Annotated in this window: 21 protein-coding genes and 1 pseudogene; 9 read left to right on the top strand and 13 right to left on the bottom strand. The window is 68.3% G+C overall.

Features of this window, described 5'->3' with window-relative positions:
- Nucleotides 1-137: 137 nt before the first annotated feature.
- The 4 genes from TX83_RS10185 to TX83_RS10170 all read right to left on the bottom strand — a co-directional run bounded on the left by TX83_RS10185 (nt 138) and on the right by TX83_RS10170 (nt 4,482).
- A complete protein-coding gene (locus tag TX83_RS10185) occupies nt 138-896 on the bottom strand; it encodes a type III pantothenate kinase (protein WP_064747838.1) in 759 nt (252 codons plus the stop codon).
- The gene (birA, locus tag TX83_RS10180) at nt 893-1,888 is read right to left on the bottom strand and encodes a bifunctional biotin--[acetyl-CoA-carboxylase] ligase/biotin operon repressor BirA (protein WP_064747837.1); all 996 of its coding nucleotides are present in this window, start codon (nt 1,886-1,888) and stop codon (nt 893-895) included. Before birA ends, TX83_RS10185 begins: the two co-directional genes overlap by 4 nt.
- Nucleotides 1,888-2,559, bottom strand: a complete 672-nt coding sequence (locus TX83_RS10175) for a glycerol-3-phosphate acyltransferase (protein ID WP_064747836.1) — start codon at nt 2,557-2,559, stop codon at nt 1,888-1,890. The genes birA and TX83_RS10175 overlap by 1 nt, the downstream gene beginning before the upstream one ends.
- 84 nt (nt 2,560-2,643) lie before the next feature.
- Nucleotides 2,644-4,482 carry a DegV family protein gene (locus tag TX83_RS10170; protein ID WP_064747835.1) on the bottom strand — a complete coding sequence of 613 codons (1,839 nt, stop codon included), beginning with the start codon at nt 4,480-4,482 and terminating at the stop codon, nt 2,644-2,646.
- A gap of 165 nt (nt 4,483-4,647) precedes the next feature.
- On the opposite strand from TX83_RS10170, the gene TX83_RS23315 reads away from it, so the two are divergent.
- Together TX83_RS23315 and TX83_RS10165 are read left to right on the top strand one after the other, a co-directional pair.
- Entirely contained in the window at nt 4,648-4,932 is a 285-nt protein-coding gene (locus tag TX83_RS23315; RefSeq protein ID WP_064747834.1) for a hypothetical protein, read from the top strand.
- Nucleotides 4,899-5,700: pseudogene (locus tag TX83_RS10165) on the top strand (zinc-dependent peptidase). Before TX83_RS23315 ends, TX83_RS10165 begins: the two are co-directional and overlap by 34 nt.
- A gap of 326 nt (nt 5,701-6,026) precedes the next feature.
- Here the strand turns inward: TX83_RS10165 and TX83_RS10160 are convergent.
- The 3 genes from TX83_RS10160 to TX83_RS10150 all read right to left on the bottom strand — a co-directional run bounded on the left by TX83_RS10160 (nt 6,027) and on the right by TX83_RS10150 (nt 8,744).
- Complete coding sequence (locus TX83_RS10160) at nt 6,027-7,436, bottom strand: ATP-binding protein (RefSeq protein WP_064747833.1); 1,410 nt, start codon at nt 7,434-7,436, stop codon at nt 6,027-6,029.
- A 216-nt stretch (nt 7,437-7,652) separates the two neighbouring features.
- Entirely contained in the window at nt 7,653-8,336 is a 684-nt protein-coding gene (locus TX83_RS10155; protein ID WP_031372686.1) for a response regulator transcription factor, read from the bottom strand.
- A 60-nt stretch (nt 8,337-8,396) separates the two neighbouring features.
- The gene (locus TX83_RS10150) at nt 8,397-8,744 is read right to left on the bottom strand and encodes a hypothetical protein (RefSeq protein WP_425605938.1); all 348 of its coding nucleotides are present in this window, start codon (nt 8,742-8,744) and stop codon (nt 8,397-8,399) included.
- On the opposite strand from TX83_RS10150, the gene TX83_RS23310 reads away from it, so the two are divergent.
- Nucleotides 8,743-8,913 carry a hypothetical protein gene (locus TX83_RS23310; RefSeq protein WP_186442575.1) on the top strand — a complete coding sequence of 57 codons (171 nt, stop codon included), beginning with the start codon at nt 8,743-8,745 and terminating at the stop codon, nt 8,911-8,913. The genes TX83_RS10150 and TX83_RS23310 overlap by 2 nt on opposite strands.
- Before the next feature lie 55 nt (nt 8,914-8,968).
- Here TX83_RS23310 and TX83_RS10145 read toward each other — a convergent pair whose 3' ends face one another.
- Together TX83_RS10145 and dusA are read right to left on the bottom strand one after the other, a co-directional pair.
- Complete coding sequence (locus TX83_RS10145) at nt 8,969-9,907, bottom strand: arginine deiminase-related protein (RefSeq protein WP_064747832.1); 939 nt, start codon at nt 9,905-9,907, stop codon at nt 8,969-8,971.
- 13 nt (nt 9,908-9,920) lie between these two features.
- Nucleotides 9,921-10,922, bottom strand: coding sequence for a tRNA dihydrouridine(20/20a) synthase DusA (gene dusA, locus TX83_RS10140; RefSeq protein WP_261370096.1), 1,002 nt, complete (start codon nt 10,920-10,922; stop codon nt 9,921-9,923).
- A gap of 176 nt (nt 10,923-11,098) precedes the next feature.
- Between dusA and TX83_RS10135 the strand changes: the two genes are divergently transcribed.
- Nucleotides 11,099-12,256, top strand: coding sequence for a DUF262 domain-containing protein (locus TX83_RS10135; protein WP_075575097.1), 1,158 nt, complete (start codon nt 11,099-11,101; stop codon nt 12,254-12,256).
- A gap of 5 nt (nt 12,257-12,261) precedes the next feature.
- On the top strand, nt 12,262-12,858 hold the full coding sequence (locus TX83_RS10130) for a hypothetical protein (RefSeq protein ID WP_064747830.1): 597 nt from the start codon (nt 12,262-12,264) through the stop codon (nt 12,856-12,858).
- Nucleotides 12,859-12,903: 45 nt separating this feature from the next.
- Here the strand turns inward: TX83_RS10130 and TX83_RS22745 are convergent, their stop codons facing one another.
- Nucleotides 12,904-13,392: a hypothetical protein gene (locus tag TX83_RS22745; RefSeq protein WP_141233459.1), complete on the bottom strand. Its 489-nt coding sequence runs from the start codon at nt 13,390-13,392 to the stop codon at nt 12,904-12,906.
- 366 nt (nt 13,393-13,758) lie between these two features.
- Between TX83_RS22745 and TX83_RS23855 the strand changes: the two genes are divergently transcribed.
- Together TX83_RS23855 and TX83_RS10115 are read left to right on the top strand one after the other, a co-directional pair.
- Complete coding sequence (locus TX83_RS23855; RefSeq protein ID WP_261370094.1) at nt 13,759-15,594, top strand: hypothetical protein; 1,836 nt, start codon at nt 13,759-13,761, stop codon at nt 15,592-15,594.
- Between the two features lie 94 nt (nt 15,595-15,688).
- Nucleotides 15,689-16,135 (top strand): SAM-dependent methyltransferase, encoded by a 447-nt coding sequence (locus TX83_RS10115; RefSeq protein ID WP_064747829.1) that lies wholly within the window; start codon nt 15,689-15,691, stop codon nt 16,133-16,135.
- 98 nt (nt 16,136-16,233) lie between these two features.
- Here the strand turns inward: TX83_RS10115 and TX83_RS10110 are convergent, their stop codons facing one another.
- Nucleotides 16,234-16,467: a hypothetical protein gene (locus TX83_RS10110; RefSeq protein WP_141233458.1), complete on the bottom strand. Its 234-nt coding sequence runs from the start codon at nt 16,465-16,467 to the stop codon at nt 16,234-16,236.
- Nucleotides 16,468-16,850: 383 nt separating this feature from the next.
- Between TX83_RS10110 and TX83_RS10105 the strand changes: the two genes are divergently transcribed.
- Both TX83_RS10105 and TX83_RS10100 read left to right on the top strand, forming a co-directional pair.
- Nucleotides 16,851-18,059: a polymorphic toxin type 44 domain-containing protein gene (locus TX83_RS10105; RefSeq protein WP_064747827.1), complete on the top strand. Its 1,209-nt coding sequence runs from the start codon at nt 16,851-16,853 to the stop codon at nt 18,057-18,059.
- A 136-nt stretch (nt 18,060-18,195) separates the two neighbouring features.
- Nucleotides 18,196-18,645 carry a hypothetical protein gene (locus TX83_RS10100; protein WP_141233457.1) on the top strand — a complete coding sequence of 150 codons (450 nt, stop codon included), beginning with the start codon at nt 18,196-18,198 and terminating at the stop codon, nt 18,643-18,645.
- A 47-nt stretch (nt 18,646-18,692) separates the two neighbouring features.
- Here TX83_RS10100 and rtcA read toward each other — a convergent pair whose 3' ends face one another.
- Together rtcA and TX83_RS10090 are read right to left on the bottom strand one after the other, a co-directional pair.
- Complete coding sequence (gene rtcA / locus TX83_RS10095) at nt 18,693-19,715, bottom strand: RNA 3'-terminal phosphate cyclase (RefSeq protein ID WP_064747839.1); 1,023 nt, start codon at nt 19,713-19,715, stop codon at nt 18,693-18,695.
- Nucleotides 19,716-19,809: 94 nt separating this feature from the next.
- The gene (locus TX83_RS10090; RefSeq protein WP_064747825.1) at nt 19,810-21,042 is read right to left on the bottom strand and encodes an RtcB family protein; all 1,233 of its coding nucleotides are present in this window, start codon (nt 21,040-21,042) and stop codon (nt 19,810-19,812) included.
- Between the last annotated feature and the right edge of the window lie 51 nt (nt 21,043-21,093).

Below are 21,093 nucleotides of genomic sequence, written 5' to 3'. Positions count from 1 at the left end.
CGCCGAGCGGCAACGCTTCTTCGGCGGGGACGGCCGGCGCGGGACGCGCGACCCACCAGGCGGCGACGCCGATGTTGAGCGCGATCAACAGAACGATGAGAGCACGAGCGAGCATGCGCCGATTCTAGCGTCAGCCGTCACGCCGGAGTCTCGATGCCGGCCCAGATCGCAAGGCCTTCCAGCACCAGCGCCGGTTCCTGGGTCGATGCCGGCAGCCACCGCGCCAGGGCTTCGCTGCCGCCGCCGTGCAGCAGCAGCCGCGGCCGCTGGCCCAGGCGCGCCTGCGCGCGCTCGAGACTGCGCTCGATCAGGGCCAGCGCGGCGCCGTTGGCGCCGGACGCCAGCGCGTCTTCGGTGTCGGCGGCGAAATCGAGCGTATCGCCGCCGTCCTCGGGCAGTTGCGGCGCGCGCGCGTGCAGCGCTTCGCGCATCAGGGTCGGCGACGGCGCGATCAGGCCGCCGTGGTGCAGGCCCTGCTCGTCGATCAGGTCGATGGTCAGCGCGGTGCCGACGCCGCAGATCAGCGCCGCGCCACGCTGCTGCGCGTGCGCGCCGAGCAGGGCCAGGAAACGGTCGACGCCGAACTTGCGCGGATCGGCATAGGCGATGCGCACGCGGCCGAAGCCGTCGCGGGCGAAGCCGGCCTGGGTGCGCGCCAGCGAGATCCGCCGACAGCGCGCGGTCAGCGCCTGCAGCACCGCCATGCGCAAGGCCGGATGAGCGACGCTGGCCAGATAGGCGGTGTCGATGCGCGCCTGCGGCAGGGTCTCGCCCAACGCCGCAGCGACGTCGTCCTCGCGGTGCGGCAGGGCGCAGACCGGCCCCGGACGACCGTCCGCGCCGAGCGGCGCGCACTTGAGCCGGGTGTTGCCGAGGTCGAACAGCCAGGCCGTCATCGTGCCGGCTCCGCGCGGCGCACGCTGACTTCGCCGGCATGGAAACGGCGCTCTTCGCCGTCGTCCAGGCGCACCCGCAACGCCCCGTCGTCGGCCAGGCCGAGGGCGAGGCCGTCATGGCGCAGCTCGGCGCCGTACACGCTGACCGGTTGGCCGGCGAGTGCGTCGAACGCGGCGTAGCGATCCAGAAACGGCTCCAGCCCGGCGCGGTCGAACTCGTCCAGCGCGGGCAGCAAGCGCGCCAGCACCGCTGCCGCCACCGCGTTGCGCGACAGTGCGCGGCCGGGCGCGAGCCCGGCCAGGTCGCACCAGGGCTGGTCGATCGCGGCCGCCGCCTGCGCCGGCATGCGCACGTTGAGGCCGAGGCCGATCACCGCGCGCGCCGGCCCGGCGTACTCGCCGCCGCCTTCGATCAGCAGGCCGCCGAGCTTGCGCAGCCCGGCGCCGTCGGTCACGACCAGGTCGTTCGGCCATTTCAGCCGCACGTCGGCGTAACCCAGCCCCTGCAGGGCTTCGGCCGCGGCGATGCCGGCGACCAGGCTCAGGCCGCCCAGCCGCGCCAGGCCGCCGCCGAAGCTGCGCGCCAGCGACAGGTACAGATGCGCCGCCAAGGGTGAGGCCCAGACCCGGCCGCGACGGCCGCGGCCGCCGGTCTGGCGTTCGGCCAGCAGCACCAGCGCCCCGTCGGCCGGGGTCGGCCGGCGCAACAGTTCGGTATTGGTCGAGTCCAGGCTCCAGGCCACGTCCAGCTCGGCCAGGCGCGCGCGCGACGTGGCCGGCAATGCGGCGCGGATCGCCTCGGCGTCGAGCAGATCCAGCGGTTGCGCCAGCGCATAGCCGCGCCCGGGCTTGGCCTCGATCGCGACCCCGGCCTCGCGCAGGGCTTCGATCCGCTTCCACACCGCGGCGCGGGTCTGCCCGGCCGCGCTGGCCAGCGCATCGCCGGTCGCCGGCCCCTGGATCAGGCGTTGCAACAAAGCGCGGTCGTCCATCAGCCGCGCCGCCAGCGATGCAGCAGCCGCGCCCGCGCGAACCGCGATTCGGTGCCGGCGCGCAGCCGGGCCAGATTGCCGCGGTGGGTGAAAGCGATCAGCAGCGCCGCGGCGATCGCGAAGCACCAGCGCGGCAAACCGGCGTCGCCGAGCCAGGCCAGCAGCGGCAGGCAAGCCGCCGCCAGCACCGTGGCCAGGCCGACGTAGCCGCTGATCACCACGGTCGCGCCCCAGACCAGCAGCAGCCACGGCACCGCGAACGGCCACAGCACCAGCAATGCGCCGACCACGGTCGCCGCGCCCTTGCCGCCGCGGAAGCCGTGCCAGATCGGCCAGATATGCCCGATCACCGCGGCGAAACCGGCCAGATAGCCGTGCGCGGTCACCGACAGCGCGGTGCCGACCGGGGCGTAGCGCAGCGCCAGCCAGGCCGCCAACGCGCCCTTGCCGATGTCGATCGCAACCACGCCGAGGGCGAAGCGCCAGCCTTGGGTGCGCAAGGCGTTGGTCCCGCCGGCGTTGCCGCTGCCTTGCTGGCGGATATCGACGCCGCGCCGCCGGCCCAGGACCAGACTGCCGGAAACCGAACCGATCGCGTAGGCGGCCAGCAACAAGGCCCACGTCGCCGGAGCGAGGTCGGTCAGGGCGGGCGTGGAGGCAGTGGGCAGCATGCGCGGATTATGCGCGAGGCGACCGCGATCCGAGCCCGACCCGGCCGGTTTCGGGCCGCGCCGGCGGCGAACCGCCGCGGACGGTCAGTCCTCTTGCGCAGGCGCCGGCTGCAGCGAGACCAGCAAGGCGCCGCGGCCGGCGTGGGCCCCCAACGCGGGGCCGGTCTCGACCAGCCAGGCCTCGCTCAACGCCAACCGGCGGCGCAGTTCGGCCAGCAGGCGCTCGCCGTCCCCGACCGCATCGCAATGGCCGACGATCGCCCGCCAGCGCTGGCCGGCGGGCAACTGCCGTGCGACGTAGCGGGCAAAGGCCTGCGCCGCGCCGGCGCGCGCGAACAGGCCGGTACGCACCCCCAGGCGGCCGTCGCCGCGCATCGCCGCGACCGGGGTCAGGCCGGTCCAGCGCACCAGCGCGCCGGCCCAGGCCGGAATCCGACCGCCGCGTACCGCGTGCGTGATGTCGCGCGCCATCGCCCAGGTCCGGGTCGCCGGGCGCAGGCGTTCGAGTTCGGCGACTATCGCCGCGGCGTCCCAGCCGGCCTCGGCCAGCTCCGCCGCGCGCCACGCCAGCAAGGCCTGGCCGCCGGCGGCGTTGACGCTGTCGAACACCCGCACCCGTTGCGGATCGGATCGGCTGGCGGCCTGTTCGCCGGCCTGCAGGGTGCCCGACACCGCGCGCGACAAGCCGACGTACAGCACCTGCGCGCGATGGCCGAGCAGGAAGTCGAAGCAGCGGCGGAAATCGCCCGCCGGCGGCTGGCTGGGGCGCGGTAGGTCGGCGCTGACGGCCATGCGGCGATAGAACTCGGCCGTGCTCAGCGCGGTCTTGTCCAGGTAATCGCGACCGTCGATCGACACCCGCACCGGCACCACCTGCAAGGCGTGGCGTTCGGCCAGTTCGTCGGGCAGGTCGGCGGCGCTGTCGGTGACCACCGCCACGCGCTGGTTGCGCTCGACGCTGCGCTGCTGCTGCAGCATGTCGTCGGCCTTCATGCCGTCAACTTCGCCGTGCGCGGCGCAGGCGTCGAACAATCGCTGCGGCGCACCGACGTGAGCGTGCACGCGCAGCCGCGCGGCGCCGCCGGCCAGCACCACGGAATCGGCATCGAGCGCTTCCAGCGCCGCGGCCAGGGCGGCGCGATCCATCGCGTCGCCGGTCAGCAGGCATTCGCAACACCAACGCCGCTGCGGGTCGACCGCGTCGTGGACGACCGGCACCGCCGCGGCGGGAGGCCCGGCGCAAGCGTCGTTGGCGGCGCCGTGCGCGCCGCGCATGCGCAGCGCGCGCGGGCCGCCGTCGACGAATTCGGCGATGCCTTCCAGCAGGTCGACGAAGCCGCGCGCGCCGGCGTCGACCACGCCGGCGCGCTGCAACAAAGCCAGTTGCTGCGGCGTCCTGGCCAAGGCGCTGCGGGCCTGCTCCAACGCGGCGGCGAAACCGGCGCGCGGGTCGCCGCCGTCGGCGCCGGCGCGGGCGGCTTCGTCGAGGGCGTCGGCGAAGGCGTTGATGACACTGAGGATGGTCCCTTCCACCGGATGCGCCAGCGCCGCGCGCGCCTGCTCGGCGCCGTGCCGGACCGCTCCGGCCAGGGCGGCGGCGTCGAGCGCCGGCTGGGCGCGCGCGTACTCGGCGACGCCGTACAGGAACTGGGCCAGGATCGCGCCGGAGTTGCCGCGCGCGCCGTCGACGGCATCCTCGCCGACCCGTTGCAGCAGTTCGCCGATGTGCCGGCTGCGCCGGCTCAGCGCCCCGTTCAGCAGGCTGCCGAGGGTGTGGGCGAGGTTGTTGCCGGTGTCGCCGTCGGCGACCGGGAACACGTTGATCCGGTTGAGCCGGTCGCGCCCGGCGATGACCCGGCGGGCGCCGGCGATCAGGGCCCGGCGCAGGGCCGGAGCGGTCAACGGCGGGCGGGCATCGGGCATGGCGCGAGTCTGGCGCAAACCCGCGCCGGCGCTTGCTGCGACGCAGCACAACGACCGCCGGTCGCACACCGCCGAAGGGCCGCCGACGCGGTCCCGGTTTCGCGCTATAGTCGGCAATCTCCCGTGGCTGGACGCCGGCCGGGACGACCTCCAAGGGATTCCGCCATGTTACGGATCTGCCTGTGCCTGCTGTTCGCCTTCGCCAGCGCGACCCTGGCCGTTGCGGAGGTCGGTGCGCGCGAGGTCAACAAGCTCAGCCCGAACGACGCCTGTTCCAGCAACGCCAGCGCGCCGCGCAAGGACACGGCGGCGCGGTCGGGCGGCCGCACGGCGCCGCCGCCGACCGCGCGCGACACCAAGGCCAAGCCCAGCGTGCACAGCGACTCGGAGAGCAACAACCGCCTGCAGTCGCCGCGCTGGCACAACTTCCTGCCGGGCATGTTCCGCTGATCCGCTGACGGTTCGCCCTTGTTCGATTTCCTGCGCCGGCTGCGGCGCCTGCCCCGCCCCATCGACGACGCCGTCTGGCGCGACACGGTCGCGGCCCTGCCGTGGGCGCAGGCGCTGGATCCGGCGCGGCAGCAGCGGCTGCGCGAACTCAGCGCGCGCTTCCTGCACGAGAAGACCATCAGCCCGATCGGCGAACTGAGCCTGGACGGGACGCAGCGCGCCCGGTTGGCCGCGCTGTGCTGCCTGCCCTTGCTCGAGTTCGGCGAAGAGGGCTTGCGCGGCTGGTCGCAGCTGATCGTCTACCCCGACGCGTTCCGGGTGAACCGCAGCCACACCGACGCCGCCGGCGTGCTGCACGAATGGCAGGACGAACTGATCGGCGAAGCCTGGGAGCAAGGCCCGCTGATCCTGTCCTGGGCCGACGTCGGCGCCGACTGCGAAGATCCGCATGCGGGCTTCTGCGTCGCCGCTCACGAAATGGCGCACAAGCTCGACGTGCTCGACGGCCTGCTCGACGGCACCCCGCCGCTGCCGCGCGCCTGGCAGCGGCAATGGGCGCGCGATTTCCAGCGCACCTACGACGCCTTCGTGCAGGAGGTCGACGCCGGCCGCGAAACCGCGATCGATCCTTACGCCGCCGAAGCGCCGGAAGAATTCTTCGCCGTCGCCACCGAATACCACTTCAGCGATCCGCAATTGCTGCGCCAGGAAATGCCCGAGGTCGCCGCGCATCTGGAGCGCTTCTACGGCCCCTCGCCGTTCGCCTGAAGCCTCCCCTGTAGGAGCGGCGTAAGCCGCGACCACGGACCGCGCAGAAAAAACGGCGACGACTCCAGCCATCGAGACTACGCTCTGCCGCGGGTAGAACGGCAGCGCAGTCGCGCCAACGCCTGCCTCGTCCACGAACGCGGTACGGCCCAGGGGTAGGAGCGGCGCAAGCCGCGACCCATCGCCGCGGTCTCGCTTCGTCCGTTCGCGGTCGAAGCAGAATCGATGCGCAATGCAGGGCACGGCGCGAGATCGATGCATCGCGGTCGCGGCTTACGCCGCTCCTACAGGAAGCCGGGCGGCTTAGCGCGGGCGGCCGGCCGCGCTTACAAGCCCGGCGGCAGCTTCACTTCGAAGCGCGTGCCGCCCAGCTCCTGCGACGGCGTCACGTCGAGCGTGCCGCGATAGCCGCGCACCAGATCCTGCACGATCGCCAGGCCGATGCCGTGGCCGTGCACGCGTTCGTCGCCGCGCACCCCGCGCTGCAAGATCATCGCCACCTTTTCCGGCGGAATCCCCGGGCCGTCGTCGTCGACCGCGATCAGCAGGCCGGGCCGGCGGTTGGCCGCGGTCTCGCCGGCCTGCACGGTCAGCAGCACCCGCGAGCGCGCCCACTTGAACGCGTTCTCGAGCAGATTGCCGAGCAGTTCCTGCAGATCGCCCGGTTCGCCGTGGAACTGCACTGCGTCGGCGAGTTCGAACTCGCACAGGATGCCCTTGTTCGCATACACCTTCTCCAGCCCGCGCACGATCTCCTCGGCGTGCGGCTCGATCGCGATCGGCGCGGCGAACAAGGCGTGGCCGCCGGACGCGGCGCGGGCCAACTGGTAGGACACCAGATCGTTCATGCGCCGCAACTGCACGTCCAAGTCTTCGCGCAGGTCGGCGTCGATCGGCGCGCCGCCGTTGCGGTCGTCCAGCCGCGCGCGCAGCACCGCCAGCGGCGTCTTCAGGCTATGGGCGAGATCGGCCAGGGTGTTGCGCTGACGGTCGAGGTTCTCGCGCTCGCTCTCGATGAAGGCGTTGATGCTTTCGGTCAACGGCTCCAGCTCGCGCGGATGGCGCTCGCTCATGCGCGAGGCCAGGCCGCGCTGGACCCGCTTGAGCTCCTCGATCACCCGCCGCAGCGGACGCAGGCTCCATTGCATGATCAGCGCCTGCAGCAGCAGCAGGATCACCCCGGCGCCGCCGAGGTAGTTCCACAAGGCCTTGCGGAACACCGCGACCTGGGCGCGCAACGCGCTGGTGTCCTCCAGGATGTAGATCGTGTACTGGAATTCCGACTTGCTGTCGCCGTCGACGCTCCAGATCAGGCCGCGGCCGTAGCGGTAGGCCTCGCCGGTGCGGCCGCTGATCTCGGTGATCGGCAGCGGCCCCTCGAAGGTCTCTTGGGCCGGCTTGAGCATGCCGCCGTCGGGCAGCACCGGCCCCTGCGCCGACATCGAATCCCAGTGCCCGTTGGGCAGGATCACTTCGGCGTACAGACCGCTGCCGGGCCGGTCGAAACGCGGGTCGGGCGGGTCGTAGGGCGGAATGATCTCGCCGCCGCGGCCGAAGTCGGTGTCGGCGGCATAGGCCAGCGCGTAGCTGGTCAGGCGCTGGCGCAGATTGCTTTCGGCGGTCTCGAGGAAGGCGCGGTCCAGCGCATAGCCGGCCAGGGCCAGGAAAGCGAGCAGGCCGAGGCTGGCGGCGAGCAGCTGGCGGGCGCGCAGCGAGCGCGGCTGGCCCCAGCTCATCGGGCCGCAGGGGCCGGCGGGCCCGCCTCGATTGGGGACGCGGGCCGCATGGGTCGGGTTGCGCTCCTGGATCCGGTTCTGGGTCCGGGGCGAACATCCGCCCCGCCCGCTTCAATCGCCGCAACGCGGCCTGTCTTCAAGCGCCGCTGCGGGGCGTATCGTCCACCCCGCGCACGCGCGCTGTCCACTCTCCCCGCCGCCGGCGGGGAGTCGGGCTCAATCCCCGCTGCGGGGGATCGCGAAACGGTAGCCGCGGCCGCGCACGGTCTCGATCGGCTTCAGCGCGCCGTCCGGGTCGAGCTTCTTGCGCAGCCGGCCGATGAAGACTTCCAGCACGTTGGAGTCGCGGTCGAAGTCCTGCTGGTAGATGTGCTCGGTGAGATCGGCCTTCGAGACCAGTTCGCCGGCATGCATCATCAGGTATTCGAGCACTTTGTATTCGTAGCTGGTCAGGTCTACGTTGCCGCCGTTGACGCTGACCGTCTGCGCCGCCAGGTCGAGCATGACCGGGCCGCATTCCAGGGTCGGCTTGCTCCAGCCCGCGGCGCGGCGGACCAGGGCGTTGAGCCGGGCCAGCAGTTCTTCGACGTGGAAGGGCTTGACCAGGTAGTCGTCGGCGCCCTGCTTGAGGCCTTCGACCTTGTCCTGCCAGCTGGAACGGGCGGTCAGGATCAGCACCGGGAATTTCTTGCCCTCGTCGCGCAGCGCCTTGATCAGCTCCATGCCCGACATCTTCGGCAGGCCCAGATCGATGATGCCCAGGTCGAACGGCACTTCGCGGCCCATGTACAGGCCCTCCTCGCCGTCCTGCGCAGCGTCGACCGCGAAGCCCTCGCGCTTGAGGCGCGCGGCCAGGGTCTCGCGCAGAGGCGCTTCGTCTTCGACCAGCAGAATTCGCATGGGCACTCCCTAGATGATTGCGGCGCCCCGACAGGATCGTGAGGGCCGTCGAAGCGAAGATTAGTCGTTATCGCTGTCTTCGCGGCGTGTAGGACGGTCGTTCTCCCGTCCGCCGCGCTGCTGCGGGTCGTCCATGTAGACCCGGACCCGGCCGCTGGAATCGACGACCTTGACCCGGTTGACGTCCCGCCCGTCGAAGGGGATGCGTTCGGCGCTGAGCACCTGCCCGCCGCCGCTTTCACGCTCGACCCGGCGGATCGCGTCCGACAGGGAGCGATGATCGTCGCGCCGGTCGTGGCCGCGCCACTGCCGTCCGTCGCCGTCGTGCTGGGCCATGGCCTGGCCGGCCGCCGCCAGCGAGGCGACGAGCAGCAGCGAGGACAGGACTCGGGCGGAGCGGATGCTCATGACGTTCGGCGAAGACCCCTGCGCAACAATAATGGACGAACTTAGCGGCGTGTCGGCATTTTCGAAACGCAGCGGTGAATCCGATCTGAACTTTTCCGCGCAGCGGTGGCCGGTGTTCAGCCCGAACCGACGCGCGTCACAAGCCGCGCCGAAACCGGTGCGCGGCTGAGAATCATTCCCGCCCCCGTCCCGGCCCGGATTCTTCCCGGAAGTCCTCAAGACCACTAGAAAATTTCGCCGACGCAACAGCGCAGGGAACCGCCGCCAGCCTCGATCGCGTCCAGCTCGACGGTGACCACCGCGAACCCGGCCGCGGCTAGGGCCGCCCGGCTGTCCGCGCTCAGCGCGCGCCCGGCGCCGGCGCTCATCCAGACCCGATAGGGCGACAGCGCGATCGCATTGGCTGCGAACGCGCCCTGCTCGGCCGTCGACAGTACGATCCCGTGCGGCGCATAGAAAGCCGCGATCGCCGCCGCCGTCGCCGGGTCGGCGAAGCCGGCCGGCGCGACCAGGGCCGCCCGCCCGGCCAGCACCGCCAGGACCACATTGGCGTGGTACTCGCCCGGCGCCAGCTCGAACAGCAGGCTGGCGCGCAGGCCCAGGGCCTGGTGGATCAGTCGCGCGCCGGCCTCGTCGCAGCGCTCGGACAGGCCGATGTAGCCCAGTCCCCGGGCGCGGTCGATCACCGCCGAGCCGGTCAGTTCGCAGGGATGCGGCTGCAGCGACAGGTCGACCTCGACATAGCCCAGCACCTGGCCGAAGAAGTCGCGGATGTCGGCGCGCGCGGCCTCGCGCTGGCGCACCGGGTGGCGCATGCGCCCGACCAGGTAGCGCGCCGGCGCCGGATCGCCGGCGGCGTCGGGCCGGCCGGTAGCGAAGACGTTGTTCGGGAACAGGGCATCCGGGGTGTCCGGATCGCCGGCGAAGCACACCGTCGGCAAGACCTCGGCCAAGGAGCGGTGCAGTTCGCGATGCTGGGCGCTGGCGCGCCCGGGGTCGAAGCCTTCGGCGGCGGCCATGTAGCGATTGTCGCCGGCCGACTGCTCGGCCCGGGCGAACCCGTCCGGCGCGACCAGGAAGGCAGCGCGCGCCACCGGCGGGCCGAAATCGGCGGCCAGGCCGCGGGCGTGGGCGAAGAAGGCCTGCGGGTCGCGGCTGATCATGCCCGCACCCGGCTCAGGCCGCGTCGCGCGCGGCGAAGGATTCGGTCACGTCCAGGGCGCGCTCGATCAGCGACCAGTCCGCGCCCGGCTTGTGCGCGCCTTCGCTGAGCACCTGGCGGAAGGCGCGGCCGCCGCGCTCGCCGTGGAACAGGCCGAGCATGTGCCGGGTCATGTGCTTGAGGAACACGCCGCGCTCCAATTGCGCCTCGACATAGGGGCGCAACGAGCGCAGCAACTCGGCGCGGCTGCGCAGCTCGCCGCCCCACCAGGCCACATCGAGCCGGTGCAGCAGGTAGGGGTCGTGATAGGCGGCGCGGCCGAGCATGGCGCCGTCGGCATGGTCCAGGTGGACCGTCGCCTCGTCCTGGCCGGCGATGCCGCCGTTGACGATCACCTGCAGCTGCGGCCGCTCGCGCTTGAGCCGGTAGGCCCAGTCGTAGCGCAGCGGCGGCACCTCGCGGTTCTCCTTCGGCGACAGCCCCTTGAGCCAGGCGTTGCGGGCGTGGACCACGAACAGCCCGCAACCGGCCTCGGCGACCCGGTCGACGAAGGCCTGGAACACCTCGTAGCGGTGATCGTCGTCGACCCCGAGCCGGCATTTGACCGTGACCGGCACGTCGCAGGCGCCGATCATCGCCGCCACCGACTCGGCCACCAGCCCCGGCTCGCGCATCAGGCAGGCGCCGAAACGCCCGGCCTGGACCCGGTCGGAGGGGCAGCCGCAATTGAGGTTGATCTCGTCGAAACCGAGCTCGGCGCCGATCCGCGCCGCCTGCGCCAGCAACGCCGGCTCGCTGCCGCCCAACTGCAACGCCACCGGATGCTCGACCGGGTCCATCGCCAGCAATCGCGCGCGATCGCCGTGGATCACCGCATTGGCGTGCACCATCTCGGTGTACAGCCGCGCATGCGGCGCCAGGGCGCGGTGGAACACCCGGCAATGGGTGTCGGTCCAGTCCATCATCGGGGCGACGGACAGCTTAAGCGCCTGAGGATCAATTATTTTTTCTTTCACTTCAGGCACTTACGAAGCCCCTCAATCCCGACCGATCCCTAAAAAGCCCGCTAAATCCGGCCCCCGATGTACCATTAGTGTACCTATGAGCTGACTGAACACCTCAAGAAAGATGCGTAGCAGCGCGACGGAATGCCAACCAGGATATTCGCTCAACTTTAAGAAAAGGACGACTAATGGTTAACGCCGAAGACAAAGACCAAGAGCCTGAAGAACGCAGCCAACTTATCCCCGATAGTCAGCAGGAAGATGAGGACGACCTCGGGAAAGTATCATTTCAAGATACGGTCGTAACAAATGCGGATTGGACAATCGAGTCCATCAACTTACAAATTCGAAAAGGCAATATTGATCTACTCCCAAGCTTCCAGCGCCGATCCGCATGGGATCACGTCAGAAAGAGTCGCCTGATCGAATCGATTATCGTCGGCATGCCAGTACCGAACGTGGTGTTAGCGGAGAACCGAGAACATCGCGGCCGTTTCATAGTCATCGACGGCAAGCAAAGGCTCATATCCATCCAAGATTTTCTGGACAACAAATATCCTCTTCGCGGCCTCGACTTGCGAAGCGACTTGAACGGCAAGACTTTCGAAGCGCTGGACAACGCCGACAAAGAGCGACTTGAGAATAGCACGCTGCGCTCTACGTTGATTCGAAACTGGAAAGACGAAAACTTCCTTTATGCGGCATTCTATCGGCTGAATGCAGGCTCTTTGCCGCTGTCACCACAAGAACTTCGAAAAGCCCTCATCGGCGGAAATTTGATTGATGCGATAGAAGGCTACTTGGAGAAGAGCCAGTCATTCCATAGCGTCTTCGGCGCCCAGCTCGACAAGCGAATGAGAGATTCCGAGCTTGTTCTGCGTTTCATTGCCTTTGACCGCAGCTTAGAAACCTATCGTGGAGATTTCAAAAAATTTCTTGACGACACGACGCGACATTACGAACAAGATTGGAACCAAAGCCAAATCGAAGTCGGCGAGCGCTTTGCCAGACTCGATCTTGCACTAGCCACTGCTAGCAATATCTTTGGCGAATATGTTTTTCGCAAGTGGCTGGGCTCCCGATACGAACGAGTAATAAACCGTGCAATCTTCGACTGCCTGGTGCGCTACTTCGCCGATGAGGCCGTGGCGAAAAATGCAGCTGCTAATAACGGGAAAGTCATAGAAGCTTTTCAACGGGTCTGTGGGGATAACGCATTCAAGAATGCTATTGAGAAGTCCACCAAAACGCAGGAGGCAACGAACAATCGGCTGTCGATCTGGGGGCAAGCACTTGCCGAACAGTTGGACATGGCGTTCGACCCCACCACTTTTCGTATCAACTAAATCATATGGCGTGCGTACACTTTGAGTATTTGCAAAAAAGGATTGACGCTCTCAAAGCAAAGTTTGTGCAGGCTCAGCTAGAAGAGGAGAACAGAGAGCCGTTGAGCTACATACCAGACACCGATTCACTCGCAGCATTCCGATTGCTCGCACACGCAGAGATTGAAGACTACCTTGAGCGCAAGGCAACACAGGGGCTTAGCCGCATCGAGTCTGATTTCAGCGGCGGTCGGAAAGCGATACGGGAATGTATCGACATATTAGTTGTGGCGCTCACCCTCATCGACACCCTTAAGCAAATGCCCCGACTTGAGTCTCCACATTGGGAGAGTGATGTGGCGCGTACAATTAAGCACGCGAGAGACTCGGTGCGCGAGAACAACGGCATCAAGGAATACTCTTTTGCTCGGCTGGCCGTATTTGCTGGAAAAATGCCGGATGAGATCGACAACGCTTTGGTCGCAAGTCTGACGAGCTATGGGTCCAGCCGAGGCGATGTCGCACACCAGAGCGCCGCACGCGTCACCACGATATTAGCCCCTAGCGCAGAGGCGAAGGCCGTTGACGACATCCTCAAACAGCTAGAAGGCTATTTCAGCTAAGACGCGTCACTTCTATTGCACCGGCCCGCTCCAACTCCCAAAAGGTTACGAAGATACAGGAGCAGACTTGGGCTCACCTCCCCAGATCGTAACGAATTTTGCCACGTTATCTTCGAGATCCTCTAGCAGCTCTTCTATGCGGTTCGCCTCCAAAAGAAAATCGGCATGAATTTCGAGAATCTCGGCAGGTGACGATTTCATTACCCTAGCGTGCAAATTATCGACACGTTGCCGAATTGATGCAACTAACTTCGATGTACGCTCAAAGAGCGGCTCAAATTCAGCCAGCGCTTGACCAACAGCTTGGGTCAAGTTGCCTTCCACACGCCTACGAATGCATTGCTCGGCTGACTTTATCGCCTTTTCTGATGCTCGTGATACACGCGCGCCAATCTTGAAGAAACGCTCGTTCAAGGCCGCCTTAAGCTCAGAGGCCTTCACATTCCGATTGAAACGGCCTATTGAGTATGCATAAGCCGAGCTAGCGATTGAAACGATCAGCGCTATGACCGACATGACGTCCCTGATTTCCATAGACTCAACAGACTCCGGGCTTAAAAATACTTTCGGACGGGATAGACCGCTCTAGGTCTAAGGCCAGCCACCGTACTCCCCGCCCCGCTACCCCGCAACGCTGTCGCTCGGCGATCCGATCACAGCATTTTTGCAGCACGCGTCAACTTAACTACGCTTACCACAGGCCACCCGCCGCTGCATCTGAGCATGCTTCGGAGATCGGTAACTTCGGTAACCTATAAGAAAACCCGCCACGTTTCCCAGGTCTGTCAGGGCTTAGCCGTCATGGTCTTCGGTAACCAATGCGGTCCAGGAAGTAATTAGTTACCTTTGGGCGGACAATGGCTGCGATTCCTCCGCGCGGGCCGCAATGTTGCGCCCGGCATGGCTACTTCCCGTCGCTGCCGCTCCCTGGACCCAAACTTGCGGCGCGCGCAGGGATTGTCGCGACGACGGGCACGCCGGGAATCGAGCCGGACGCAGCGCGCGCATCCCGCCCCGCTGAGCGACGCCGAGCCGCGCCTGTCGATCCCAAGGACTGTCGCGACGCCTCGCCGTCGGCACCCACCAAGCAGGAACAGGTCATCGTTCGCGCCGCGATGCGAGTCGGACGCATGCGGTCTCTCGCCGCCCCTTGTCGCTCGCTGCGCCTCGATACTCATGCTTCGATCCAACCCCTCATCGCCTGGCGAAGAGGACGTCGAATCGATCTGTGACGCGCCTCGCGATCGAAGCACGCGCCGCAGCCGAAATGCGGCACGCGACCGAAAGTCCGGCCGCTACGGCGATCGCGAAGATTATTCTGGGGTCAGTACGAACCGCGGTGCGATACGCATCGTCCTGCCACGCACGGCCGGCGCGCGGTCGCGCGCTCCGATATTGCTGCCGCATGGCGCTCGTTCGCGCTGCGTCGCGACGACCATAACCGGCACCGAACGCTCCGCACGCAGCGCCGCAGCGCCGCAGCGGCGATGGTTGAACTTTCCGCCGGCCGCCACGCTCAAAACCGAATCGAAACAGGAAGCTACGATGGGAAAGAACGACAAGAACAATGTGATCGAACAGGTCGAGCGGGAATTCGTGACGCCGGAACACCGCGCCGCGATCGAAGAAGCCTCGCGCAAGGGAAATTTCGCCGTCAGCTTCAGGGCGGCGGGCGCGGCGACCCTGGCCGCGCTGGAGCAAGGGGCGGCGGCGAAAGGACACGACATCCTCGAGAAGACCATCAAGGCGTCTTCGATCGCCAAGGCTTATCCGGAGAACTCGGCGGACATGCTGCAGAAAGTCCGCGATGCCGGCATCGAGGGCTATGTCGGCCACTGGGACAAGACCAGCGGAGAACTCAAGGGCCTCTACCTCAGCAGCGGCCACGGGCTGGGCGATCAGGTCAAGGACAAGATCTACCCGCTCGACATGAACCGATTGGACGAGTCGCTGTCGGCGCTCAAAGCGCAGCCTGACTGGAAGGCGCTGCCGTTCACCGGCGACTACGACATGCACGACATGCTGACCTTCCGCGGCGCGGGCCGGCCGCATACCCCGCTGGTCGGCTCCAAGGAAGAAAAGCAGATCATCGACAAGATCAACGAGGAAGTGGCCAAGGTCGACGGCAGGCGCCCGTTCCGCGACACCGAGCACAACGTGATCCGCCATGGCCCGCAGGTCAATTTTCCCAGCTACATGATCGATCACGAAGCGTCGGTGGTGAAAAAGGACGGCGGATTCGTCGGCGCCGTCGCCAAGCCGGGCGAATTCCCGGTCGCGTTCGTGAATCGCGGCAAGTGGGCGGTGCTGAACAACGCCCAGGAGCTGTCCGAGTACTACACCAAGTCCGGCGCGGTGCTCAAGGAAACCTGGAAGCCGGACGGCGTCAGGTCGTTCGCCGATGCGGACAAGCCGGGCATGGTGAAGTTCGGATGGAGCAGCGACCTGCCGCCCAAACCGCCGGTCCCCAAAGCACCGAACCCGGCCCAGGACATCTCGCAGAGTCTGGATCGCATGCTGTCCGCCGCGCAGGGCGGCGATCGCGAAGCGCTGCGCCAGGCGACCCAGCAAGCCGCCGCCGCGGCGCCGGGCCGCGAACTGCGCAACGAGGCGGTGGCGACGGTCGACCGACAAGAGCAGCAGGCGCGCATCCAACAAGCCCCTCAGCAAGCGCCTCAGCAAGCGACGCAGCCGCCGGATCCCAGCGCGCCCACGCGCACCGGGCCGCGCATGTGAGCTGATCCCCGCCCGGGCCCGAACGCTGCGCCGCTCCGATCGGGCGGCCAGCGTTCCGATGGCGCCGCTTCGGGCATCCGCGCCAGCGAATGCCATGCCCACCCCGATCTCGCCCCGCCTGGCCGCGATCGTCCGCGCCCTGCCCTTGCGGCCTGGCCTGCGCGTGCTGGAAATCGGCTGTGGGCCGGGCGCGGCCGCACGCGCGGTGCTGGAGCGGATCGGCGACGGACGGGTGCTGGCGATCGACCGTTCGGCCAAGGCGATCGGTCAAGCGCTGGCCGGATCGGGCGCATCACTGGCCGGAGGGCGGCTGGAGTTTCGCCGGATCGCGGTGGAGGACTTGGTGTTGGAGGACGGCGAGGCGCGCTACGACCTGGCGTTCGCAGTGCGCGTCGGCGCGCTCGACGGGCGCCATCCCGAAACCGCAGAACGGGCGCTGGCGCGGATTCGTGCCGCGTTGACCCCGCAGGGGCGCTTGTTCGTCGACGGCGGCGCCCCCTTGCGCGAGATCCGGCTGTCGGCGCAGCGGCGTTCGATCTGACCGGCTGCGCCGTTCGACTCGGCGACGGGGAGCACCCCCACGCGCTTGCCGAGCGCGCGCAGCGGCGGCTCCCTGTATCGATCGCGCGGCGCGACGAATCAGCGCTGCGCTTTGTCCAGTCGCTCCTGTTCCTCGCGGCAGTTCGGCGACACGTAGTGGGTGTAGACCGCGCGCTGCTGTTCGCCGACGCCGCGCGACTGTTCGGAGGCCTGCTGGTATTGCTGCGCGCATACCGGCGACAGCTCGGCCACGCCGCCACCGGCGCCGGTAGCGCAGGCGGACAGAGCCAGACACAGGCTCATCGCCGCGGCGCCAAGGAGAATTCGGATCATGACCGTCTTGCTCGATCTCATCGGGACTGAGACCCGATCTTAGGTCATGCGCCGATCTTGGCCGGCCGGCCCTGCGACCGGACCTCAGTCGTGGTTCACCCTCGCCCCCCCGGCGGGCAAACAACGCAAACCTCGCTGCCGCAAACGGTCTGCATCGGCATCGCGCGGCCCCCTGTGTGCGCCGCGCGACCGCACCGACGCGTACGGCCGACGGCCGCAGCCAGGCCGCGATGAACGTCACGGATTCGATGTTTTTCCGCCACGCCTAGGGTCACCCCTGAATGCGCGCCGCCCGCCTGTCGCCCTAGCCTGCCCTGCATTGCGGTACCGCACCGCGCCGGCGCGCCGCGAGCGCCGCCGCCACTTTCGCCAGGAGCTCCCCCATGAGCAGCGTCGACTCCGCCGTATCCACCGCCAAAGACCGGCTCAGCCAGGGCTTGCTGGACTGGGACGTCAGCAAGGGAGACCTCGACGCGATCAGCGCCGAGGTCGACAAACTCTCGCCGCAAGAACGCAACGAGTTCATCAGCAAGCTCAGCGACGACGACATCAAGAACTGGACGCAGGAAATCGACGGCATGATGGGCTCGCTGAGCAAGGGCGAGCGCAGCGATCTGTTCAACAAGCTCGCCGAAGGCATGGACGCGACCCAGACCGCGCGCTTCGTGCGCGCCTTCGACGGCGACAACGGCGGCCGCGAAGCGCTGGCCGACGCGATCGCCAGCCACGGCAGCAGCGACGCCAAGACCGGCTTCATCGACGCGGTCAAGGGCGATATCGGCGACGAGTACAGCGCCACCCAGGGCACCTGGGGCAATGCGGAGACGGTCGCGGTCGGCAAGGTACTGGCCAGCCTCGGCAACGACCCGGCCGCGTTCCAGGAAGCGGTCGGTTCGCTGAGCAAGGAACAACTGCAGGACGTGATGAGCGTGGCCATGGGCCGGCGCCATATCGTCGACTTCAGCGGCCGCACGGCCGGCACCAACCAGTACGACCCCAGCGCCCTGACCGGCATTCTCAATGCCGCCCAGGGCGCCGACCTGCCGACCCGCACCGCGGTGTTCGAAGCGGCGATGCCGCAGCTCAAGACCATGCAGAACGACGACGTCGGCCTGCTCGGCGCCGGCGCCAGCATCGACGGCGTGGCCCAGGCGATGGGCAAGGTGCTGAGCATGGAAGAGGCCTCCAAGGCTGGGCTGATCAACGTGCCCGAAGCGCCTCCGGGCGTGTCGATGGACGCCAACATCGCCGACACCCACAAGCACGAGTTCCCGAACCCGGGCGACATGCTGTGGTTCAAGGAGCAGGTACAGGGCGGCGGCCCGTGGGACTTCAAGACCCAGGGCGCGCAGTACGAGAACTACGGCAACTTCCACTTCGGCGTGATCGCCGCGGCGATGGACATCCCCGAGCAGATCGGATTGCGTGGCGCCGGCTACGTGCAGATCGAATCCAACACCACCCAGGACGGCTGGGGCAAGCCCTACGACCTGGGCGACAGCAGCTACGGCGACGATCCGCGCGACCAGGCGCAGATCAAGGCCGGCTACGAGTATTACAACTCGGGCATGTGGCGGGTGTGGTCGGATTGACCGCAGCGCCGGCCGGATCGGTTGCGAAAACGCCGGCCCAGCCGGCGTTTTCGTTTCGCGCCGGCGGCGCCGCACGTGCTCTATGCTGGCCGCACCGATGCCGCGCGGCATCGCCCTGCACCCGAGACCGTTCGCCATGACCACGCTGCATCGCCGCTGGGCCGCCGTCGCCGCCTTGTCGCTGGCGCTGATCGCCGGCTGCGCGCGCGATCCGGCCGCAGCCGATGTCGAAGTCGCGCGCGTCGCTTCGCCCGACGCGCGCGCCGATGCGGTGCTGACCGAGGCCAATCCCGGCGCCACCGCCTCGTTCGTGTACCGGATCCGGGTGGTCGCCCACGGCGCAGACTGGCGCGCCGCGCCGGCGCTGGCCGAACTGCACGGCGCCACCCGCAACGCCAGCGCTTATGGCGTCGACTTGCGCTGGCAAGGCGCCGACACGCTGTACGCCGACTACCTGAAAGCGCGCCTGGTGATCGCCCACAAACCTACGGCCGCGGTCGCCGGCCGCACCGTCGCCGTGCGGCTGCGCGCCGGCGTCGCCAACCCGGCCGCGGCGGCCGGCGGCATGGCGCCGCGCACGCCTTGACCGCGCGCTCCGGCGCGACGGCGAACGCCGCCGCGCCTTCATTGCGCTCAGGACTGCACCGTCACTCGCCAGACATCCTCGGCCTCGCGCGTCCAGTCGATCTCCACCGGCAGGAATTTCTCGATCAGGCGGGCATTGCTCGCCAGGTGCGCACTGATCGCCGCGGTGGTGAACTCGCCGCCGCCGGCCAAGGCCATCGGCAACAGCAACTGGTCCGACAGGTGCTCGCCGACCGCGGCCGGCGAAGCCAGGTAGGCCGAAACCTGCCGCGCCAGGCCGGTAGCGACCTGTTCGGCGCTGACGCCGCGCTCGCCGAAGGCGGTGAACAACTCGGTGTGCTGGTCCTCGCCGCTGACGCGCAGACTCAACACGTTGGCCGGGCTGTGCGCCTGGGCGACGCGGCGCAGTTGCAGCTGCGCCTCGCCCAGGCCCCAGCGTTCGCCGAGCACGCGCAGCTCGCGCTGGCCGATTTCGTCGTGCAGCGCCGACAGCAGCACCGCCGCCTCCAGGCGCGGCGCCGGGTCGCGCCGCGCGAAGGTCTGTACCTGCAATTGCGCGCAGGGGCGCACCAGCGCCTGCACGCTGCCGCCGCCGGCCGGGTAGAAACCGTAGCTGCGCAGAGCGAAGTCGACTTCCACGCCGAACCGACGCAAGGCCGGCAAGTAAGTCGTAGCGATGAAGTCCGCGCTCGGCGCGAGCGGGTTGTGGGTGCCGCCTTCGATGCTCAGCTCGGACGGCTCCGCGCAGCGCCACAGCGCCGGCAGCACGGTCTGCAGCACCAGCGTCGCCGAACCGGCGGTGCCGATCGAGAAGCGGTAGCGGCCGGAACGCACTTCGCCCGGAATGAAGCGCAGCTCGGTCGCGCCGAGCTGGGCGCCGTCGACGTGGGCGCGGCCGACCTGCGCCGCCGCGCCGACCGCGGTCAGATGCTGGCGCATCAGGCCCGGGCGCGAGCGCTGGGCGCGGATATGCTGCATGTCGAAGGCCGTGCCGGTGCACAGGCTCAGGCTCAGGGCGGTGCGCAGCAACTGGCCGCCGCCTTCGATGCCGCTGATTTGTATCGTTTCCATCTTGCGGTCCATGGCATCCGGGCGGCCGTCCGGCCGCCCTTGCTCCTTGTTTCTTCTTGTCGTTCGTCGTGCCGCGCGCGCCGGGCGCGCCGGCTCAACCCTTCACGCACACCACCTGGCGCAAGGTATGCACGATCTCGACCAGGTCGCTCTGCGCGGCCATGACCGCGTCGATCGACTTGTACGCCGCCGGCGACTCGTCCACCACCTCCGCGTCCTTGCGGCATTCCACGTGCGCGGTGGCCTGGGCGTGCTCTTCCAGGCTGATCCGCTTCTTGGCCTCGGTGCGGCTCATGACTCGGCCGGCGCCGTGGCTGCAGCTGTGGAAGCTGTCCGGGTTGCCCAGTCCGCGCACGATGAAGCTCTTCGTGCCCATGCTGCCCGGAATGATGCCCAGCTCGCCCTTGCGCGCGCTCACCGCGCCCTTGCGGGTCACCAGCACGTCCTTGCCGAAGTGATGCTCGCGGTTGACGTAGTTATGGTGGCAGTTCACCGCCTCGGCCTGGGCCTGGAACGGCTTGTCGATCGCCCGGCGCGCCGCATCGACCACGTGCCGCATCATGATCTCGCGATTGCTGCGCGCGAACTGCTGCGCCCAGTCGACCGCGAACACATAGTCGGCGTAGTGGTCGCTGCCTTCCGGCAGGTAGGCCAAGTCCTGGTCCGGCAGGTTGATCATCCAGCGGCGCATGTCCTGCTTGGCCAACTCGATGAAATGGCTGCCGATGGCGTTGCCGACGCCGCGCGAACCGGAGTGCAGCATGAACCAGACCCGGTTCTCCTCGTCCAGGCAGACCTCGACGAAGTGATTGCCGGTACCGAGGGTGCCGAGGTGGTTCAAATGGTTGCTGCGCTCGAGCCTGGGGTGCTTGGCGACGATGCGCTCGAAGCCCTCGTGCAAGGCCGACCAGCGGTCGAGCGACGCCTGCGGCGGGTTCGCCCAGGCGCCCTTGTCGCGCACGCCGCGGCCGGCGGTGCGGCCGTGCGGCACCGCCTTCTCGATCGCCGCGCGCAGCGGGCCCAACTGGTCCGGCAGGTCGTCGGCGTGCAGGGTGGTGCGCACCGCGATCATGCCGCAGCCGATGTCGACCCCGACCGCCGCCGGCACGATCGCGCCCACGGTCGGCACCACCGAGCCCACGGTCGCGCCCTTGCCCAGGTGCACGTCGGGCATCACCGCGACCCAGCGGTGAATGAAGGGCAGCTTGGCGATGTTCTGCAACTGGCGCCGGGCTTCATCTTCCAGCGGCACGCCGCGGGTCCAGTGCTTGATCGGCACCGCGCCCTGCTCATGGATGACGTCGTACTGGCTGCTCTGGGTGTTCATGGGGTTCGCTCTCTTCGTTGCGGGCGTCCGGCCCAGGCGCTTGCGAGCCCT

The organism is Lysobacter antibioticus HS124, from assembly GCF_000336385.2.
Taxonomy (GTDB): domain Bacteria; phylum Pseudomonadota; class Gammaproteobacteria; order Xanthomonadales; family Xanthomonadaceae; genus Lysobacter; species Lysobacter firmicutimachus.
The sequence above is the reverse complement of the archived record's forward strand: the minus strand, read 5'-3'. Positions and strand labels throughout refer to the sequence as shown.

What these genes read in the sequence shown, in the direction of transcription:
- TX83_RS23315 (WP_064747834.1), top strand. Translation starts at nt 4,648, where the DNA reads ATGTTACGGATCTGCCTGTGCCTGCTGTTCGCCTTCGCCAGCGCGACC.
- TX83_RS23310 (WP_186442575.1), top strand. Translation starts at nt 8,743, where the DNA reads ATGACGTTCGGCGAAGACCCCTGCGCAACAATAATGGACGAACTTAGC.
- TX83_RS10115 (WP_064747829.1), top strand. Translation starts at nt 15,689, where the DNA reads ATGCCCACCCCGATCTCGCCCCGCCTGGCCGCGATCGTCCGCGCCCTG.
- rtcA (WP_064747839.1), bottom strand. Translation starts at nt 19,715, where the DNA reads ATGGAAACGATACAAATCAGCGGCATCGAAGGCGGCGGCCAGTTGCTG.
- TX83_RS22745 (WP_141233459.1), bottom strand. Translation starts at nt 13,392, where the DNA reads ATGGAAATCAGGGACGTCATGTCGGTCATAGCGCTGATCGTTTCAATC.
- TX83_RS10175 (WP_064747836.1), bottom strand. Translation starts at nt 2,559, where the DNA reads ATGCTGCCCACTGCCTCCACGCCCGCCCTGACCGACCTCGCTCCGGCG.
- TX83_RS10100 (WP_141233457.1), top strand. Translation starts at nt 18,196, where the DNA reads ATGACCACGCTGCATCGCCGCTGGGCCGCCGTCGCCGCCTTGTCGCTG.
- TX83_RS10130 (WP_064747830.1), top strand. Translation starts at nt 12,262, where the DNA reads ATGGCGTGCGTACACTTTGAGTATTTGCAAAAAAGGATTGACGCTCTC.
- TX83_RS10150 (WP_425605938.1), bottom strand. Translation starts at nt 8,744, where the DNA reads ATGAGCATCCGCTCCGCCCGAGTCCTGTCCTCGCTGCTGCTCGTCGCC.
- TX83_RS10145 (WP_064747832.1), bottom strand. Translation starts at nt 9,907, where the DNA reads ATGATCAGCCGCGACCCGCAGGCCTTCTTCGCCCACGCCCGCGGCCTG.
- TX83_RS10170 (WP_064747835.1), bottom strand. Translation starts at nt 4,482, where the DNA reads ATGCCCGATGCCCGCCCGCCGTTGACCGCTCCGGCCCTGCGCCGGGCC.
- TX83_RS10135 (WP_075575097.1), top strand. Translation starts at nt 11,099, where the DNA reads ATGGTTAACGCCGAAGACAAAGACCAAGAGCCTGAAGAACGCAGCCAA.
- TX83_RS10110 (WP_141233458.1), bottom strand. Translation starts at nt 16,467, where the DNA reads ATGATCCGAATTCTCCTTGGCGCCGCGGCGATGAGCCTGTGTCTGGCT.
- TX83_RS10160 (WP_064747833.1), bottom strand. Translation starts at nt 7,436, where the DNA reads ATGAGCTGGGGCCAGCCGCGCTCGCTGCGCGCCCGCCAGCTGCTCGCC.
- TX83_RS10155 (WP_031372686.1), bottom strand. Translation starts at nt 8,336, where the DNA reads ATGCGAATTCTGCTGGTCGAAGACGAAGCGCCTCTGCGCGAGACCCTG.
- TX83_RS10090 (WP_064747825.1), bottom strand. Translation starts at nt 21,042, where the DNA reads ATGAACACCCAGAGCAGCCAGTACGACGTCATCCATGAGCAGGGCGCG.
- TX83_RS10105 (WP_064747827.1), top strand. Translation starts at nt 16,851, where the DNA reads ATGAGCAGCGTCGACTCCGCCGTATCCACCGCCAAAGACCGGCTCAGC.
- TX83_RS10185 (WP_064747838.1), bottom strand. Translation starts at nt 896, where the DNA reads ATGACGGCCTGGCTGTTCGACCTCGGCAACACCCGGCTCAAGTGCGCG.
- TX83_RS23855 (WP_261370094.1), top strand. Translation starts at nt 13,759, where the DNA reads ATGGCTACTTCCCGTCGCTGCCGCTCCCTGGACCCAAACTTGCGGCGC.
- birA (WP_064747837.1), bottom strand. Translation starts at nt 1,888, where the DNA reads ATGGACGACCGCGCTTTGTTGCAACGCCTGATCCAGGGGCCGGCGACC.